General features: G+C 65.6%; 17 protein-coding genes. 12 read left to right on the forward strand and 5 right to left on the reverse strand.

Annotated elements, in window-relative coordinates; genetic code table 11:
* Positions 1-23: 23 nt before the first annotated feature.
* Positions 24-629 carry an RBBP9/YdeN family alpha/beta hydrolase gene (locus AruCF_RS13540; protein WP_049077769.1) on the reverse strand — a complete coding sequence of 202 codons (606 nt, stop codon included), beginning with the start codon at positions 627-629 and terminating at the stop codon, positions 24-26.
* Positions 630-898: 269 nt separating this feature from the next.
* Between AruCF_RS13540 and AruCF_RS13545 the strand changes: the two genes are divergently transcribed.
* The 5 genes from AruCF_RS13545 to AruCF_RS13565 all read left to right on the forward strand — a co-directional run bounded on the left by AruCF_RS13545 (position 899) and on the right by AruCF_RS13565 (position 6,454).
* Positions 899-2,026, forward strand: coding sequence for a branched-chain amino acid ABC transporter substrate-binding protein (locus tag AruCF_RS13545; protein WP_049073541.1), 1,128 nt, complete (start codon positions 899-901; stop codon positions 2,024-2,026).
* A gap of 213 nt (positions 2,027-2,239) precedes the next feature.
* Positions 2,240-2,941, forward strand: coding sequence for a response regulator (locus AruCF_RS13550; protein ID WP_083036777.1), 702 nt, complete (start codon positions 2,240-2,242; stop codon positions 2,939-2,941).
* On the forward strand, positions 2,934-4,226 hold the full coding sequence (locus AruCF_RS13555; protein WP_049073543.1) for an ATP-binding protein: 1,293 nt from the start codon (positions 2,934-2,936) through the stop codon (positions 4,224-4,226). The genes AruCF_RS13550 and AruCF_RS13555 overlap by 8 nt, the downstream gene beginning before the upstream one ends.
* A 160-nt stretch (positions 4,227-4,386) precedes the next feature.
* Positions 4,387-5,490, forward strand: coding sequence for a serine hydrolase domain-containing protein (locus AruCF_RS13560; RefSeq protein ID WP_049073544.1), 1,104 nt, complete (start codon positions 4,387-4,389; stop codon positions 5,488-5,490).
* Positions 5,491-5,554: 64 nt separating this feature from the next.
* Positions 5,555-6,454 carry a MipA/OmpV family protein gene (locus tag AruCF_RS13565; protein WP_231891631.1) on the forward strand — a complete coding sequence of 300 codons (900 nt, stop codon included), beginning with the start codon at positions 5,555-5,557 and terminating at the stop codon, positions 6,452-6,454.
* Positions 6,455-6,546: 92 nt separating this feature from the next.
* On the opposite strand, the gene AruCF_RS13570 is transcribed toward AruCF_RS13565, so the two are convergent.
* The 4 genes from AruCF_RS13570 to ugpB form a co-directional block, all read right to left on the reverse strand.
* The gene (locus AruCF_RS13570; protein ID WP_006386444.1) at positions 6,547-7,635 is read right to left on the reverse strand and encodes a sn-glycerol-3-phosphate import ATP-binding protein UgpC; all 1,089 of its coding nucleotides are present in this window, start codon (positions 7,633-7,635) and stop codon (positions 6,547-6,549) included.
* A gap of 47 nt (positions 7,636-7,682) precedes the next feature.
* The gene (gene ugpE, locus AruCF_RS13575; RefSeq protein ID WP_006386445.1) at positions 7,683-8,534 is read right to left on the reverse strand and encodes a sn-glycerol-3-phosphate ABC transporter permease UgpE; all 852 of its coding nucleotides are present in this window, start codon (positions 8,532-8,534) and stop codon (positions 7,683-7,685) included.
* A gap of 18 nt (positions 8,535-8,552) precedes the next feature.
* A complete protein-coding gene (gene ugpA, locus AruCF_RS13580; RefSeq protein ID WP_006386446.1) occupies positions 8,553-9,434 on the reverse strand; it encodes a sn-glycerol-3-phosphate ABC transporter permease UgpA in 882 nt (293 codons plus the stop codon).
* 233 nt (positions 9,435-9,667) lie between these two features.
* Entirely contained in the window at positions 9,668-10,981 is a 1,314-nt protein-coding gene (gene ugpB, locus AruCF_RS13585) for a sn-glycerol-3-phosphate ABC transporter substrate-binding protein UgpB (RefSeq protein ID WP_049073546.1), read from the reverse strand.
* 193 nt (positions 10,982-11,174) lie between these two features.
* On the opposite strand from ugpB, the gene proC reads away from it, so the two are divergent.
* From proC to AruCF_RS13620, 7 genes are all read left to right on the forward strand, one after another.
* Positions 11,175-12,008 carry a pyrroline-5-carboxylate reductase gene (gene proC, locus AruCF_RS13590; RefSeq protein WP_049073547.1) on the forward strand — a complete coding sequence of 278 codons (834 nt, stop codon included), beginning with the start codon at positions 11,175-11,177 and terminating at the stop codon, positions 12,006-12,008.
* A gap of 26 nt (positions 12,009-12,034) precedes the next feature.
* Positions 12,035-12,559, forward strand: a complete 525-nt coding sequence (locus tag AruCF_RS13595) for a queuosine precursor transporter (protein WP_049077771.1) — start codon at positions 12,035-12,037, stop codon at positions 12,557-12,559.
* Positions 12,560-12,954: 395 nt separating this feature from the next.
* Positions 12,955-14,070: a branched-chain amino acid ABC transporter substrate-binding protein gene (locus AruCF_RS13600; RefSeq protein WP_049073548.1), complete on the forward strand. Its 1,116-nt coding sequence runs from the start codon at positions 12,955-12,957 to the stop codon at positions 14,068-14,070.
* Positions 14,071-14,261: 191 nt separating this feature from the next.
* A complete protein-coding gene (gene livH, locus AruCF_RS13605) occupies positions 14,262-15,188 on the forward strand; it encodes a high-affinity branched-chain amino acid ABC transporter permease LivH (protein WP_049073549.1) in 927 nt (308 codons plus the stop codon).
* A complete protein-coding gene (locus AruCF_RS13610; RefSeq protein ID WP_049073550.1) occupies positions 15,188-16,423 on the forward strand; it encodes a high-affinity branched-chain amino acid ABC transporter permease LivM in 1,236 nt (411 codons plus the stop codon). The genes livH and AruCF_RS13610 overlap by 1 nt, the downstream gene beginning before the upstream one ends.
* Positions 16,420-17,187 (forward strand): high-affinity branched-chain amino acid ABC transporter ATP-binding protein LivG, encoded by a 768-nt coding sequence (gene livG / locus AruCF_RS13615; protein ID WP_049073551.1) that lies wholly within the window; start codon positions 16,420-16,422, stop codon positions 17,185-17,187. The genes AruCF_RS13610 and livG overlap by 4 nt, the downstream gene beginning before the upstream one ends.
* A complete protein-coding gene (locus AruCF_RS13620) occupies positions 17,188-17,889 on the forward strand; it encodes an ABC transporter ATP-binding protein (protein WP_049073552.1) in 702 nt (233 codons plus the stop codon). It begins immediately after the preceding gene.
* Positions 17,890-18,032 lie beyond the last annotated feature (143 nt).

An 18,032-nucleotide genomic window follows, 5' to 3' on the forward strand; every position in this document is an offset into this window, starting at 1 on the left:
GCGCGGGGAACAAAAGCGGGGAGTCAGGCCTGGTGCGACAGCGGCCGCTCGGGAATCGGCGCGATGCGTTCGGGCGGCGGCGAGACCCGCCATGAGGCGCGCCGGCGTAGCGCGCCGAACAGCTTGAGGCCCTGCGGCCATTCCTCCAGCCCGCTGTCGGCGTTGAGATGGCCGGCGCCCGGGATCACCACCACCCGGCTGCCCCAGCTTTCGGCGAAGGCGCGCGCGCGCTCCAACCGGCAATAGGGATCGTTGTCGCTGGCCACCACCACGCTCTGGAAGGGCAGCGAGTGGCGCGGCACCGGCGCGAACCCGCGCAGACAGTCGGGCGCATCGGGCCTTTCGACGTCGGCGGGCGCCACCAGCAGCGCGCCGGCGACCTTGGCGCGCAGCGGCACCGGCAGCGCCGCGCTGATCAGGCAGCCCAGGCTGTGGGCCACCAGCAGCACCGGGCTGCGGGCCTGGTCGACCAGGCCCGCCAGGGTCGATATCCATTCCGCGCTGACAGGGTTCTCCCAGTCGCGCTGCTGCACCCGCACCGCGTGTGGCAGCAGGGCGGCCCAGCGCGTTTGCCAGTGGTCGGGTCCGGAGTCTTTCCATCCGGGGACGATGATCGGTTGGAGTCTCATGGCGGCCATGATGCCGCGCAGTCTTAGTAACGCAAACGAATAAATCCGCTTTTGCATATACGGGGATGGGCATAAGGGCGGCCGCCCCTTGATGCGGCACCGCAATATCGAAACCCCCGCCCAAGTCGGGCCGGAACCCCTGCAAGAGCCGCTATTTTTCAGTGTATGCTTGCCGTGCTAATGCAACGTAACGGGGCGTGACCATCGCGTTTTCCGGCCGTCCGCCCGTACATAAACCAACGATTACAAGCCATTAAGGGAGTCCACTCATGAAGCAAGCATTTCGTCTGACCCCGGTCATCGCGGCCCTGGGCGTCGCCGCCGGATTGGCGTTCAGCGCCGGCGCGCAGGCGCAGACCATCAAGATCGGCGTGGTGGGCCCCACCACTGGCGCGGTCACCCAGTACGGCGACATGGTGCGTGAAGGCGTCGACACCGCGGTGGAACGCATCAACGCCGCCGGCGGCATCAATGGCAAGAAGCTCGAAACCGTGGTCATCGACGACGGCTGCGAACCCAAGCAGGGTCCGGTCGCCGCCAACCGCGTGGTCAACAGCAAGATCGGCTTCGTCGTGGGCCACGTCTGCTCGGGCGCCACCATCGCCGCCGCCGACATCTACAACAACGAAGGCGTGGTCATGGTCACGCCCTCGGCCACGTCGCCGGCCCTGACCGACGGCAAGAACTACGAGTTCATCTTCCGCACCATCGGCCGCGACGACCAGCAGGGTCCCGCCGCCGCCAAGTTCATCCTGGAAAAGCTCAAGCCCAAGAAAGCCGCCGTGCTGCACGATAAGCAGTCGTACGGCCAGGGCATCGCCACCGCCGTCAAGAACGACCTCGAAAAGGGCGGCGTGCCCGTCGCCATCTTCGAAGGCATCAACGCCGGCGACAGCGACTACTCGGCGGTCATCACCAAGCTCAAGAGCCAGGGCGTGGACTTCGTCTACTACGGCGGCTACCACCCTGAAATGGGCCTGCTGCTGCGCCAGGCGGCCGAGCAGGGCGTGAAGGCCAAGTGGATGGGTCCGGAAGGCACGGGCAACCCGGACATCAACGCCATCGCCGGCGACGCCGTCGAGGGCATGCTGCTGACGCTGCCGGCCGACTTCACCCAGAACGCCGCCAACGCCGAAATCGTCAAGGCCTTCGCCGCCAAGAAGCGCAACGCCAGCGGCGCGTTCCAGATGACGGCCTACACCGCCACCCAGGTCATCGCCGACGGCATCAAGGGCGCCGGCAGCGAAGACCCGACCAAGGTCGCCAAGTATCTGCACGCCAACTCGTTCGACACGCCCATCGGCAAGGTCAGCTGGAACAAGCAGGGCGACCTGACGAACTTCCAGTTCGACGTGTTCGTGTGGCACAAGGACGGCTCCAAGTCCGTCTACAAGTAAGGGCTTGGCGCGTCCCGGGCGGCCTTGCCGTCGCGGGCGCGCGCCACGCGCCAGACCCCTTCGGCCGGGCCGGAAGCAGCGTCTTCCCGCCCGGCTTTTCCGTGGGCGGCGCCAGCCGGGAACCGATCCGCCGGCCCCCCGGTCGAACGCCGCTTGCGCCGTATTGCGTAGAATGCGGCCAAATCGAACTCTCTTTTCCTGTCCGGACATTCCATGACCAAGGCCTTGCTTGTCGAAGACGATCCGAAGCTGTCGCGCCTGATCGCGCAGTTCCTGGAGCAACACGGGTTCCAGGTCGCCCAGGCCTACCGCGGCGACCATGCGGTGGAGGCGTTCCGCCGCCACGACCCGGCCATCACCATCCTCGACCTGATGCTGCCCGGGCGCGACGGCCTGCAGGTCTGCCGTGACCTGCGGGCCTTCTCGTCGGCGCCGATCCTGATGCTGACCGCTCGTGAAGACGACCTGGACCAGATCCTGGGCCTGGAGTTGGGCGCGGACGACTACGTCATCAAGCCGGTCGAGCCGCGCGTGCTGCTGGCGCGCATCCGCGCGCTGCTGCGGCGCCATAGCCAGCTGGAAGAGCCGCCGGAGCGCCTGGAATTCGGCCCGCTGGTCATCGACCGGCGCACCCGGGCGGTGGTGCATGGCGGGGCCGAGGTCGACCTGACCACGATGGAGTTCGAGATGCTGTGGGCCCTGGCCAGCCAGGCCGGCCAGGTGCTGACCCGCGACGACCTGCTCAACGCGGTGCGCGGCATCGAATTCAACGGCCTGGACCGCAGCGTCGACGTCTGCGTCAGCAAGCTGCGCCGCAAGCTGGACGACGACCCGCGCGACCCGGCGCGCATCAAGACCGTGTGGGGCAAGGGCTATCTGTTCTCGCCCAAGGCGCACGAGGGCAGTGATGATTAAATTCGTCCTGCGGCTCTTCGTGGTGCTGGCGGTCGGTTTCGTGATTTCCAACGAAGTCGTGGACCGTTCCGCCAATTACCTGTTCGAGCCGGTCAGCGACGCCTATACCCGCGAGTCGGTGCGCGGGCAGATCCACTCGCTGGTGCTGGAACTGTCGAAGGTCGAGCCGGGCGCGCGCGCCGCCTACATCGAGCGGCAGCTGGCGCCATACTACGGCCTGGGCCTGCGGGTCTTCAACGCTTCGGACTACAACGCCAGCGACAAGGAACGGCGCATCGTGGCGCGCGGGGATTTTTTCATCCGCGACAAGATGCAGACCTTCGTGGCGGCCATTCCCGGCCCCGGCGACCAGTGGCTGGAGGTCAAGCTGCCGCCCGAGCCTTCGTTCGGCCCGTGGGTGGTGGCGGCGGTCTATTCGGCCCTGGGGTTGCTGCTGTGCGCCTTCATGCTGGTGTGGGCGCTGCCGATCTGGCGCGATCTGGAGGCCCTGAAGACGGCGGCGCAGCGCATGGGGCAGGGCGACCTGCAGGCGCGCGCCCGGCTGTCGCGCCATTCCAGCATTGGCAACCTGGGCGACACCTTCAACCAGATGTCCGAGCGCATTGGCGCCCTGATCGGCAACCAGCGCGAACTGACCAACGCCGTCTCGCACGAACTGCGCACGCCGATCGCGCGGCTGTCGTTCGAGCTGGACATGATCGGCCGCGCCGAGGAACCGGCCGAGCGCAAGCGCCTGATCGACGACATGAAAAGCGACGTGGCCGAACTGGACAGCATGGCCTCCGAGCTGCTGATGTACGCGCGCCTGGAGCACAAGGGCGATGGCGTCGCGCTACAACCGCAGGACGCGCGCAGCTGGCTGGATTCGGTGGTGCAGCATGCCGGTTTCCAGGCCGAGCAATCCGACGTGCGCTGCGAAGTGGTGTTGTGCCAGGTGCGCGAAGTGCACCTGCACCAGCGCTACATGACGCGGGCCTTGCTGAACCTGCTGCAGAACGCCATCCGCTACGCCGGCCGCCGGGTACAGGTCAGCCTGGTGTCGCCGGCGCCGCGCGAATACGTGCTGATGGTCGACGATGACGGCCCCGGCATCCCCCAGGCCGATCGCGAGCGCATTTTCGAGCCCTTCATCCGCCTGGACGAAAGCCGTGACCGGGGCACCGGCGGCGCCGGCCTGGGGCTGGCCATCGTCAGACGCGTGGCGCGCTGGCACAACGGCACCGCCGAGGCCAGCGACAGCCCGCTGGGCGGAGCCCGCTTCATCATCAGCTGGAAGGCAGCCTGAGGAGTCCGAGCCAGGCCTGGCCCTCCCTTGCGGCCCGCCTTTAACAAACTTCACAATCGGCCCGCCGAATCTTCACAAACTCCCTACAAAGCAGGAAAGATCGGCGCGTTGCCCCTGACTAGCATGACGGCAGTTCTCCAAAGAGGAAGCCGCGTCCGTCATGTTCTCGCTCACCCGCCTGGCCGCCACCGCCATGCTACTGATCGCCGCCGGCGGCTGCCAGGGCGTGGCCCCGGCCGCCCCACCCGCCATCGCCAAGGGCGATTACCCGGCGGTGGTGGCCTATTTGAAGCAGCGCATCGCCCATGACCTGGGCGCGCAGGGGGTGCCGGGCCTTTCGATCGCCATCGTCGATGACCAGCGCACGGTCTGGAGCGGCGGCTTCGGCTATGCCGATTCGGCGCGTCATCGCAACGCCACCGGCGACACGCTGTACCGGGTCGGCGCCATCTCCAAGGTCATCACCGCGGCAGGCGTGTTGCGCGCCGCCGATGATGGCCGCCTGTCGCTCGACGTGCCCGCCGCGCAGGCGCTGCCGCCCTGGCAGGTCGAACCGCGCCGCGCCGCCATGCACTGGATGGGGACCTATCCCTTCACCGCCCGCCGCCTGCTGGCGCTGCGTCCCGACACGCCGCAAGACACCATGGGCCGGGCGCGCGCCGACATGGGCTATGCGATGTTGGGCGAAATGCTGGCCTACGTGGCCGACGAGCCGTTCGATGCCTACGTGCGGCGCACGCTGCTGCGGCCGCTGAACATTTCCCGCGCGGGCTTTCGTATCGCCGGCGCCGGCGACGATGCGCGCGAGTTGCGCGCGGCCGGCTATCGCCGCGGCCTGCCATGGACGGAACAACCGCAGCCGAACGAGGCCGCCGAGGGCCTGTGGGCCAGTTCGGCGGAAATGGCGCGCTTTTCCAGCATGCTGTTCGCTGGCGGCACCTACCAGGGACGCCGCATCCTGAACGACGAATCCGCGCACACGCTGCTCAACCTCGAAACCGTGGCCAACGGCATGGAGCTGGAGTGCCGCCTGGCGCTGTCCTGGCTGGCGGCGCCCTGTGACCAGGACGACATCGCCGGCGACACGCTGCGCGAGCACAGCGGCGCCACCGAGGCGTTCCACGCCCGCTGGCTGCTGGCGCCGCGCGAAAAGCTGGCGGTGCTGGTCATGAGCAACGCTGACAGCGCCGAACCACTGGTGGCCTCGGTCTCGGCCCTGGCAATGAACCTGATGCGCCAAGCGAAGGGCGCGCCGCAAGAGTAGTGCCGCGCCGCGCGCGACGCGGCGCATCCCTGTTTTCCTCCAACCTCGTTTCCCGGATGTATTTATGAAGCGATATCCCTCAATGTCCTCGATGCAGCGCCGCGCCGGCGCGGCCTGTCTTCTGGCAGGCCTGCCGGCGCTGTCTTTCGCCGCGGGCGGCCTGCAGGTCGCCGACAACTCGGTCTATGGTTCTCGCGGCGCCAGCTCGCGCGGCATCGAGGTGTCCACCGGCACCGAAAAGCCCGCCGACGAGTGGAAGTTCTACGGCACCCTGGGCGTGGGCTACGCGCCGCGCTACAGCGGCAGCGACGAAAGTTCGGCGCTGCCTGTCTTCGGGCTGGGCATCCGCAGCCCGGGCGGCTTCTTCCTGGATACGGCGCACGGCCTGGGGTGGCAGACCGAGGCGCTGAGCAGCACCTTCCGCTTCTATCTCTCGCCCAGCGCCTCGCGCAAGGACCACAAGAAGGGGTTCGAAGGTTCGAACAAACTGCGCGGGATGGGGGACATCAAGAGCCGCGCGCAGGTGGGCATGGACGTTGAGACCCAGGTGGGTCCGGTGACGTTGTCGGCCACGGTGGCGCACGCGTTCAAGAAGGGCGACGACCGCGACGTGGGCAGCGCCTACACGCTGTTCAACCTGGGCGCCAGCACCACGGTCTACGAAGGGTCGGCGGGCTCGCTGTCGCTGGGGCTGACCGGCAACTTCGGCGACGGCAACTACATGCGCACCTGGTACGGCGTCAGCGATCGCCAGTCGGCCAACTCGGGCTACCGCCGCTACAACCCCAAAGGGGGGCTGGAAAGCATCGGGCTGGGCGCGACCTGGGCGCTGCCGTTGAGCAAGGAATGGTCGTGGTCGGTCGCGGCCGAGGCGCGCCGGTTGTATGGCGACGCGGCCGACAGCCCGATCGTGAAGGAGCGCAACCAGTACTCCATCGGTACGATGATCACGTACACGTATTGAGCGTCTGGCGGGAATCTCCCGCCCCGAGCGGGGCGGGGGAGGCTGGGGCGGCGCGGCGGGCTATCTGGCCGCCGAGCCCGCCCAGCGAGGGATCACAGTCCCTGGACGCGGCGGCCGGTGTCGGCCTCGAACCAGTGCAGCGGGTGGCGGCCGTCGGGGCCGACGTTGACGCGGTCACCGACCTTGGCCGAGGACTCGGACAACTGGCGCGTCGTGCAGCGCACCACCAGCGTCGACTTGCCGCAGCGGCAGTGCACCAGCTGTTCGGAGCCCAGCGTCTCGACCATCTCGACTTCGGCCGGCACGCCCTGCGTGTTCAGCAGCATGTGCTCGGGGCGCATGCCCATGATGACCTTGCGGCCGCGCACCTGCGACGGCACCTGCAGCGGCGAGATCTCCAGCGCCAGGCCGTCGACGGTCTGCACCGTGCCGTCGCCGGCCACGTTGACTTCCATCAGGTTCATCGGCGGCGAGCCGATGAAACCAGCGACGAAGGTCGAGGCGGGTTTTTCGAACACTTCCATCGGCGTGCCGATCTGCTCGGGCACGCCCTGGTACATGACGATCATGCGGTGCGCCAGCGTCATGGCCTCGACCTGGTCGTGCGTCACGTAAAGGCTGGTGGTGCCCAGGCGGCGGTGCAGCTTCATGATTTCCAGGCGCATCGCCACGCGCAGCTTGGCATCCAGGTTCGACAGCGGTTCGTCGAACAGGAACACCTTGGGTTCGCGCACGATGGCGCGGCCCATGGCCACGCGCTGGCGCTGGCCGCCCGAGAGGGCGCGCGGACGGCGGTCCAGCAGGTGGGTCAGTTCCAGGATCTGGGCGGCGGCGTCGACGCGCTTCTTGATCTCGTCCTTGGAGAACTTGCGGATCTTCAGGCCGTACGCCATGTTCTCGAACACGGTCATGTGCGGGTAGAGCGCGTAGTTCTGGAACACCATCGCGATGTCGCGTTCGGCCGGCTCGAGATTGTTGACGACCTTGTCGTCGATCACGATCTCGCCGCTGGTCACGGTTTCCAGGCCCGCGACCATGCGCATCAGCGTGGACTTGCCGCAGCCCGAGGGGCCGACGATGACGATGAATTCACCGTCCTTCACATCCATGTCGATGCCATGGATGACCGGCACGTTGCCGGCGTAGGTTTTCTTTACGTTGCGAAAGCTGAGAGTAGCCATGAGTTATTCGTATCGGAGTCGTTGTCGGGTAGGCGAGAGGGCGTACGTCACTTTTCAGTGTCGACCAGACCCTTGACGAACCATTTCTGCATCAGGATGACGACCAGCGCCGGCGGGATCATCGCCAGCATGGCGGTGGCCATGGTGATGTTCCATTCGGTCACGCTGTCGCCGCCGCTGATCATCCGCTTGATGCCGATGACGACGGGGTACATGTCTTCCTGCGTGGTCACCAGCAGCGGCCACAGGTATTGGTTCCAGCCGTAGATGAACTGGATCACGAACAGCGCGGCGATGCTGGTCTTGGACAGCGGCAGCAGCACGTCGCGGAAGAAACGCACCGGACCGGCGCCGTCGATGCGGGCGGCCTCGATCAGCTCGTCCGGCACCGTCAGGAAGAACTGGCGGAACAGGAACGTGGCCGTGGCCGAGGCGATCAGCGGCAGCGTCAGGCCGGCGTAGCTGTTGAGCAGGCCCAGGTCCGCCACCACCTTGTAGGTGGGCGCGATCCGCACTTCGACCGGCAGCATCAGCGTGACGAAGATCATCCAGAAAAAGAACATGCGGCCGGGGAAGCGGAAATACACCACCGCGAAGGCCGACAGCAGCGAGATGGCGATCTTGCCGATGGAAATCGCCAGCGCCATGATCAGGCTGACGTACATCATGCGGCCGACCGGCGCGCCCGACGAGCCGCCGGAAGAGCCGCCGAACAGCGCCTGCATGTAGTTGTCGACGAAGTGCGGACCGGGGATCAGCGACATCGGCGCGGAGGCCACTTCCTGCGCGGTCTGGGTCGACGCGACGAAAGTGACGTAGAGTGGAAAGGCCACCATGGCCACCCCGCACAGCAGGATGACGTGGGCCAGGATATCCAGCCAGGGACGGCGTTCAACCATTGTTATCTGCCTCGAAAATCAATACTGCACTTTGCGGTCGACGTAGCGGAACTGCACGACCGTCAAGGCAATCACAATGAACATCAGCACCACCGACTGGGCCGCGGACGAGCCGAGGTCCAGGCCGCGGAAGCCGTCGCTGTACACCTTGTAGACCAGGATCGAGGTCGACGTGCCGGGACCGCCCTGCGTGGTGGTGTCCACCACCGCGAAGGTGTCGAAGAAGGCGTAGATGATGTTGACCACCAGCAGGAAGAAGGTGGTGGGCGAGAGCAGCGGGAACACGATGCTCCAGAAGCGGCGCGACGGGCTGGCGCCGTCGATCGCGGCGGCCTCGATGAGCGAGCGCGGGATCGACTGCAGGCCGGCCAGGAAGAACAGGAAGTTGTACGAGACCTGCTTCCAGACGGCGGCGATCAGCACCAGGATCATGGCTTGGTTGCCGTCCAGGCGCGGGTTCCAGTCGACGCCGGCCTGGCGCAGGGCCACGGCCAGGATGCCGACCGAGGGCGAGAACAGGAACAGCCACAGCACGCCGACCACGGCGGGCGCGACGGCGTAGGGCCAGATCAACAGGGTCTTGTAGAGCCCGGCGCCGCGGATCACGCGGTCGGCCATGACGGCCAGCAGCAGCGACACGCCCAGGCCGACCACCGCGACCAGGATCGAGAACACCGCCGTGACACGGAAGGAATCGAGGTAGGCCTGTTGCGAGAACAGCTCCATGAAGTTGTCGAGACCGACGAACTCGGAGGACAGGCCGAACGCATCTTCCAGCCGCATCGACTGCCACATGGCCTGGCCGGCGGGAAGGAAGAAGAAGACCACGGTAATGACGATCTGCGGCAGGAGCAGCAGATAGGGCAGCGTCTTATGCCCGAAGACAACACGTTTTTCCATAGGGGGGACCCAAGGTACGAAAAGCGGCGGTTGGATTAACCGCCGCCTGGTGAAACAGCCGCCGGGGTGGGCCGGCCGGCCTGCGGCGCGAATGCGCCGGAACTCATAAAAACACGATAGGCTTAAAGCCCCAAAAAAACCAGGGCTTTAAGCCTTGTTCGCCTTGGGCAAGTCCTTGTCGCACAAAGGGAATTGTGCGGCGCGGGACTCGCCGGCAAGCCCTGCAACGGGCGTTACTTTACACTCTTCTCGAACTTTTCCAGCAGCTCGTTGCCGCGCTTGACGATGTTCTCGGCGCCGTCCTTGGCCGAGACCTTGCCCGACACGATGCGTTCGATTTCAGCGTCCTCGATTTCACGGATCTGCGGCAGGAAGCCCAGGCGCAGGCCGCGCGACTGCGCGGTGGTTTCGACGTTCAGCTGTTTGACGCCGACTTCGGTGCCCGGGTTCTTGTCGTAGAAGCCTTCCTTCTTGGTCAGCTCGTAGGCGGCCTTGGTGACGGGCACGTAGCCGGTCTGCTGGTGCCAGCGGGCGGCGATTTCCGGGCTGGCCAGGAACTTGAAGAACGCGGTCACGCCCTTGTAGGTTTCCGGCTTCTTGTTGGCGAAGACCCACAGCGAGGCGCCGCCGATGATGGTGTTCTGCGGAGCGCCTTGCACGTCGGCGTAGTAGGGCAGGGTCGAGGTGCCGAATTCGAACTTGGCGTTCTTGGCGATGTTGGCGCGCAGGCCCGACGAACCGGTGATCATGGCGCACTTGCCGCTGATGAACAGCGAGTTCGGCTCGTCGCCGCGGCCGCCGTACATGAAGATGCCTTCCTTGCCCAGCTTGGCCAGGTTTTCCAGGTGGCGCACGTGCAGCGGGGTGTTGATGGCGATGCGGGCGTCCAGGCCGCCGAAACCGTTGTCCTTGGTGGCGTACGGCACGTTGTGCCAGGCCGAGAACGTCTCCAGCTGGACCCACGACGGCCACGAGGTGGTGTAGCCGCATTCCTGGCCGGCGGCCTTGAGCTTCTGGCCGGCGGCGGCCAGCTCTTCCCAGGTCTTGGGCGGCTTGTCGGCGTCCAGGCCGGCCTTCTTGAAGGCGTCCTTGTTGTAGTAGAACACCACGGTCGAGCTGTTGAAGGGCATCGACACCAGCTTGCCGTCGGCCGACGAGTAGTAGCCGGCCACGGCGCCGATGAATTCCTTCGGGTCGATCGGGTTGCCGGCTTCTTCCGACATCTGCTGCACCGGCTTGATGGCGCCCTTGGCGTACATCATGGTGGCGGTGCCGACTTCGAACACCTGGAGGATGTCCGGGGCGTTGCCGGCGCGGAACGCGGCGATGCCGGCGTTCATCGATTCACCGTAGTTGCCCTTGTAGACGGCCTTGACCTGGTAGTCGGGGTTCTTCTTGTTGAACTCGTCGACCAGACCGTTGACGCGGTCGCCGAGCGCGCCTTCCATCGAGTGCCAGAACGTGATTTCGGTGGCCGCGTGGGCGGAAGCGCCGGCAAAGGCCGCCATGACGGCGGCGAAGGTAAGGGCAATTCGGTGGGATCGCATGAGAGGTTTCCTCCAGTTGGGCGTGTCGCGACCGGGTTGTCCGGGCGCGGAAAACACGTCACCTTATGAATTGTTTGTGACAAAACCGTGACTTTCACATCACTTAAAACGCCTGTCAAATTGCGCGTTTTAGGCGCGAACGAACATTTTCTTTTTTTTCCCGCCGGAACAGGCCGGTTTACAATCGCATGCTATGAAAAACGAACTTTCGATTGCGTTCATCGGCGGCGGCAACATGGCCTCCGCGCTGGCTTCCGGTCTTGCGGGCAAAGTATGCCCCGCCGGCAGCATTCATGTCATTGACATTAACCAGGATTCGCATGCGGCCTGGCAGGCCCGCGGCATGACCACCGCGACCGCCCCGGACGAGGCCCTGGCGCGCTGCCGCGTGTGGGTGTTCGCGGTCAAGCCACAGAACATGAAAGACGTTGTGGCTTCCACGCGTCAGTGGTTGCGCGACGACACTTTGGTGGTAAGCGTGGCGGCCGGCATCCGCGCCGATACGCTGGCCGGCTGGCTGGGCACGCCCGAGGCGCCGTGGCGCCGCCTGGTGCGCTGCATGCCCAACACCCCGGCGCTGGTGGGCGCCGGCATCACCGGCCTGGCGGCGCTGGATGGCGTGGGGCAGGCCGACCGCGACCTGGCCGCCAGCATGCTGGCCAGCGTTGGCGAGGTGGTCTGGGTGGCCGACGATGCCGCGCTGGACGCCGTGACCGCGCTGTCGGGCAGCGGCCCGGCCTATGTCTTCCTGTTCCTCGAGGCCCTGATCGCCGGCGGCCAGAAGATCGGCCTGACGGCCGAGCAGGCGCGCCAGCTGGCGCTGGGCACGTTCGCGGGCGCCACCAAGCTGGCGGCCGAATCGTCCGAGCCGCCGTCGGTGCTGCGCGAGCGCGTCACCTCCAAGGGCGGCACCACCGCCGCGGCGCTGGCCGCGTTCAATGCCGCCGGCTTCGCCGGCATCGTCGAGGACGCCATGGCCGCGGCCGCGCGGCGTTCGCGCGAGCTGGCCGAGGAGTTCGGCAAGTGAGCGTGGCCAAGGCGCGCTTTGCCCCCATGAGCCGGGCGCAGTTCGGCATCGCCGTGCTGTGCATGCTGCTGGTGGTGGTGGGGTCGAACATCCTGGTGCAGGTGCCGCTGAACGACTGGCTGACCTGGGGCGGCCTGTCGTATCCGGTGGCGTTCCTGGTGACCGACGTGCTCAACCGGCGTTTCGGCCCCGCGGCCGCGCGCCGGGTGGTGTGGTTCGGTTTCGCCGCCGCGCTGGCGGTGTCGGTGTGGGTGGCGTCCCCGCGCATCGCGCTGGCCTCGGGCCTAGCCTACATTTGCGCGCAACTGGTCGACATCCAGGTGTTCGACCGCCTGCGTGACCAGCGCTGGTGGCGCGCGCCGCTGGTCTCGGGCGTGCTGGGCGCGATCCTGGACACCGCGGTGTTCTTCAGCGTGGCCTTCGCCGCCACCGGCACGCCCTGGGTGACCTGGATGATGGGCGACCTGGCGATCAAGCTGGCCGTCAATATCAGCATGCTGGCGCCGTTCCGCGCCCTGATGTGGAATCTGGCCAAACCGGCCAACGCCTGATTTTCGAAAAAACGGCGATTATTATTAACGGGATAATCATTATCCGTAAGACTCGCGTAAGCACTGTATGAAAATGCGAAGTCAAACGATGTATTAATGATTATTCATATAAATCACCTGCCATGTTTTTGCCCGCGGCGCCATGCGCTATCGCAGGCGCCGCGCGGATTTCTCCTGCGTTTTCACGCACTTGTCGCGGTAATCCGTCACGATTAAAGGTTTGTCGTGAAATATTGGGGATTACACGCAGTGACAGTATGTCGGCTTGCTTCCAGAATACCGCCCACACCGTGTTTTTGCCCAAGAAGCCGGCGACGCGCGATACGGGTTGCGGGGTATCCACCCGACAGGCCGGATCGAACAGAGCCGCTCAAAACCTCGCTGGAGAACTCCGCATGAAGTTTCTGCATCGCCTTACCCCGGTAGCTATGGCATTCGGGGCGCTTGCCCTGGCAGGTTCCGTGCACGCCGCCGATACGATCAAGATCGGCATCCCGCAGCCCATGACGGGCCCCAACACCCAGTATGGCGACCAGATCCAGGCTGGCGCGCTGACTGCCATCGAGACCATCAACGCCAAGGGCGGCGTGAAGGGCAAGAAGCTCGAACCGATTCTCATCGACGACGGCTGCGAACCGAAGCAGGCCGTGCCGGCCGCCAACCGCGTGGTCAATTCCGGCGCCAAGTTCGCCGTGGCCCATGCGTGCTCGGGCGTGACCGTGGCCGCCGTCAACGTCTACGAACAGGAAGGCATCGTCGGCATCACCCCGGGCGCGACGTCGCCGCTGGTCACCGACACGATCAAGCCGCACTTCTTCTTCCGCACTATTGGCCGCGACGACCAGCAGGGTCCGTACGCCGCGCGCTACATCGCCAACACCCTCAAGCCCAAGAAGGTCGCCGTGCTGCACGACAAGCAGACCTACGGCTCGGGCGTGGCCACCCAGGTCAAGGACACCCTGGCCAAGGAAGGCGTGAACGTGGCGCTGTTCGAAGGCATCAACGTCGGCGACAGCGATTACTCGGCCATCATCACCAAGCTCAAGTCGGCCGGCGTCGACCTGGTCTACTTCGGCGGCTACCACCCCGAACTCGGCCTGCTGCTGCGCCAGTCGCGTGAACAGGGCCTGAAGGTCCAGTTCATGGGTCCGGAAGGCACCGCCAACCAGGATCTGGTGGCGATCGCCGGTCCGGCCATCGACGGCCTGCTGGTCACGCTGCCCGCCGACTTCACCAAGCTGCCGGGCAACGAAAGCATCGTCAAGGCTTTCAAGGACGCCAAGCGCGATCCGGACGGCGCCTTCCAGATGCCGGCCTACGCCGCGGTGCAGATCCTGGCCGACAGCATCAACGCCGTGGGCGAAGACCCCGCCAAGGTCGCCGACTACATGCACAAGACCACTTTCAACACCGGCATCGGCAAGGTCGAGTACGACGCCAAGGGCGACCTGAAGAACTTCGAGTTCGCCGTTTACAAATGGGACAAGAACGGCAAGAAGACCCAGCTGTAAACTCCCGCGATTCCGCCGGCGTGTTGCCGGCGCGCAGGGCCTGTCGTCGTCGTTGTGTCGTAATCCGCGTAGCGATGCGCCAAAAGCGCTGTGCGGCCGGCATGCGGTGACCACAGGCCCTTAAAATACGCCCAGGTTTCCGGCTCCGGGTCTCTCTACCGGAGCCGGAACTATTTGGAGCAAGAGAAATAATGTCCGACCTCATACCCCAACTTACCCAGCAATTCTTCAACGGATTGTCTCTGGGCGCGATCTACGCGTTGATTGCCATCGGCTACACAATGGTCTATGGCATCATCGGTATGATCAACTTCGCTCACGGCGAAATCTACATGATCGGCGCCTATGTCGGCCTGGTCACCCTGACGGCCATCGGCACGGGCAGCGGCCTGCCGGTTCCGTTCATCATTGCCGCCATGCTGTTGGTGGCCATCGTCGTCACCGGCATCTACGGTTTCAGCGTCGAGCGGGTCGCGTACCGCCCGGTGCGGGGCAGTCCCCGCCTGGTGGCGCTGATCTCGGCCATCGGCATGTCGATCTTCCTGCAGAACTGGGTCGCCCTGGGCCAGGGCGCGCGCGACATGGCCGTGCCTTCGCTGGTGTCCGGCGCGGTGCAGTTCCACATGGGATCCGACTTCGATGTGACGGTGCCGTATTCGCGCATCATGATCATCCTGGTGACCGTGGTGCTGATGATCGGCCTGACGCTGTTCATCAAGTATTCCCGCATGGGCCGCGCCTCGCGCGCCTGCTCGCAGGATATGCACATGGCCAACCTGCTGGGCATCGACACCAACCGGGTGATCTCGTTCACCTTCGTGATGGGCGCGATCCTGGCGGCGGTGGGCGGCGTGCTGATCGCCATCACCATCGGCAAGCTCAATCCCTTCATCGGCTTCCTGGCCGGCATCAAGGCCTTCACGGCGGCGGTGCTGGGCGGCATCGGCAGCATCCCCGGCGCCATGCTGGGCGGCGTGCTGCTGGGCCTGGCCGAAACGTTCGCGGCAGCCTATATCTCGTCGCAGTACAAGGACATCGTGGCGTTCTCGCTGCTGGTCCTGATCCTGCTGTTCCGTCCCACCGGGCTGTTGGGCAAACCTGAGGTGGAAAAAGTCTGATGTCGAACAACAATCTCAAAAACGCCACCATGGCGGCGGTGCTGACCGCCGTCATCGTCACCCCCGTCTTCGGCCTGCAACTGATCCGCCAGGGCGCGCGCACCTCGATGGAGTCGCACTGGTCGCTGGTGGCCATCGCCGCCGCGGTCGTGTTCGTGTTCCAGCTGCTGCGGCCCTGGATCGCCAAGCCGTTCCAGAAGCTCAAGAAAGACCTGCCGACGCTGCCGTCGGCGCCGGCCAAGAACCACAAGCTGTTGATGCTGCTGATCCTGGCGGTGGCCGTGACCTGGCCGTTCTTCGCCGGCCGCAGTTCGGTCGACATCGCCACGCTGGTGCTGATCTACGTGATGCTGGGCCTGGGCCTGAACATCGTGGTCGGTTTCGCCGGGCTGCTGGATCTGGGCTTCGTCGGCTTCTATGCCGTCGGCGCCTACACCTACGCCTTGCTGTACCACTGGGGCGGCTGGAGCTTCTGGGAGGCGCTGCCGTTCTCGGGCGCCATGGCCGCGCTGTTCGGCTTCATCCTGGGCTTCCCGGTGCTGCGCCTGCGCGGCGACTACCTGGCCATCGTGACGCTGGGCTTCGGCGAAATGATCCGCCTGCTGCTGATCAACCTGAACACGCTCACGGGCGGTCCGGACGGCATCTCGGGCATTCCCAAGCCGTCGGTGTTCGGCCTGGAAATGACGCGCCGCGCCAGCGAGGAGGGCGCGACCACGTTCCATGACTTCTTCGGCCTGACGTTCCAGAACCAGCACATGGTGATCTATCTGTACATGATGGCGCTGCTGCTGGCGCTGATCACGCTGTTCGTCTCCACGCGCCTGATCCGCATGCCGGTCGGCCGCGCCTGGGAGGCGCTGCGCGAGGACGAGATCGCCTGCCGTTCGCTGGGCCTGAACCCGACCCGCATCAAGCTGTCGGCCTTCACGCTGGGCGCGACCTTCGCCGGCTTCGGCGGCGCCTTCTTCGCGGCGCGCCAGGGCATGGTCAACCCGGAATCCTTCACCTTCATCGAGTCGGCGCTGATCCTGGCCATCGTGGTGCTGGGCGGCATGGGCTCGCAGGTCGGTGTGATCCTGGCGGCGGTCCTGCTGACGGTGCTGCCCGAGCTGGCGCGCGAGTTCGCCGAGTACCGGATGCTGATGTTCGGTCTGGTGATGGTATTGATGATGATGTGGCGTCCGCAGGGGTTGTTGCCCATGAAGCGTCCCCACGTGGAGCTGGCTAAATGAGCGAGGCATTGCTGAAAGTATCCGGACTGACCATGCGCTTCGGCGGCCTGTTGGCCGTCGATAGCGTGGCGTTCGAAGTCAAATCCGACGAGGTGTTCGCCATCATCGGCCCGAACGGGGCCGGCAAGACCACCGTGTTCAACTGCGTGGGCGGTTTCTACGCGCCGACGGCCGGCGATATCGTGATGGACGGCAAGTCCATCACCGGCCTGCCCAGCCACAAGGTGGCGCGCCACGGGCTGGTGCGCACGTTCCAGAACGTGCGGCTGTTCAAGCAGCTGACGGTGCTGGAGAACCTGCTGGTGGCCCAGCACACGCAGGTCGAATCGCGCCTGCTGCCGGGCCTGCTCAAGCTCAAGTCCTACCGCCAGTCGGAGGCCGACGCGCTGTCGCGCGCGGCGCAGTGGCTGGATTTCATGGGGCTGCGCGAGTATGCCAACCGCGAGGCCGGCAACCTGGCCTATGGCCACCAGCGCCGCCTGGAGATCGCGCGCTGCATGATCACCAAGCCGCGCCTGTTGATGCTGGACGAGCCGGCCGCCGGCCTGAACCCGCAGGAAAAGCGCGATCTGCAGTCGCTGATCGACCAGCTGCGCCGCGAGTTCGGCGTGGCGGTGCTGCTGATCGAGCACGACATGAGCCTGATCATGGGCATTTCCGACCGCATCCTGGTCATGGAGCACGGCAAGCCCATCACTACCGGCACCCCCGAGCAGGTGCGCAACGACGAGCGCGTCATCAAGGCGTACCTGGGGGAGGAATAAATGCTGAAGCTGGAAAACATTCACACGTTCTACGGCGCCATCCAGGCGCTCAATGGCGTGTCGGTGGACGTCAACAAGGGCGAAATCGTGACCCTGATCGGCGCCAACGGCGCCGGCAAGACCACGCTGCTGATGACGGTCTGCGGCAATCCGCGCGCCAAGGAAGGCAAGATCACCTTCGAGGGCGAGGACATCACCAACAAGGACACGCACCACATCATGCGCAATGGCATCGCCATTTCGCCGGAAGGGCGGCGCGTGTTCAAGGACCTGACGGTGGCCGAGAACCTGATGATGGGCGGCTTTTTCTCCAAGCGCGAGGAGATCCAGGCGGGCATCGACCACGTCTATGGCTTGTTCCCGCGCCTGAAGGAACGGGCCAGCCAGCGCGCCGGCCTGATGTCGGGCGGCGAGCAGCAGATGCTGGCGATCGGGCGGGCGTTGATGACGCGGCCGCGCCTGCTGCTGCTGGACGAGCCGACGCTGGGGCTGGCGCCGCTGGTGATCGCGCAGATCTTCGACATCATCCGCGAGATCCGCGAGCAGGGCGTGACGGTGTTCCTGGTCGAGCAGAATGCCAACAAGGCGCTGCAGGTGGCGGATCGCGGGTATGTGCTGGAGAACGGGCGGGTGGTGCTCCAGGATACGGGGGCGAATCTGCTGGTCAATGATCAGGTGCGGAAGGCTTATCTGGGCGGGTGATTCGAATTACGGTTTATTCCCCGCGAAGGGAAATTTGGGCGCTGCTGAAAGGGGCGCCCTTTTTTTTCGTTGGGTGTGGCGTGTCTTCGTAGGTCGCCCGAGGCGGGCGGCGCCCTGGCGAGGCGCGCCAACGATTGCGGTCC

Origin of the sequence: Achromobacter ruhlandii (genome assembly GCF_002082135.1) — a bacterium.
GTDB classification, from domain to species: domain Bacteria; phylum Pseudomonadota; class Gammaproteobacteria; order Burkholderiales; family Burkholderiaceae_B; genus Achromobacter; species Achromobacter ruhlandii.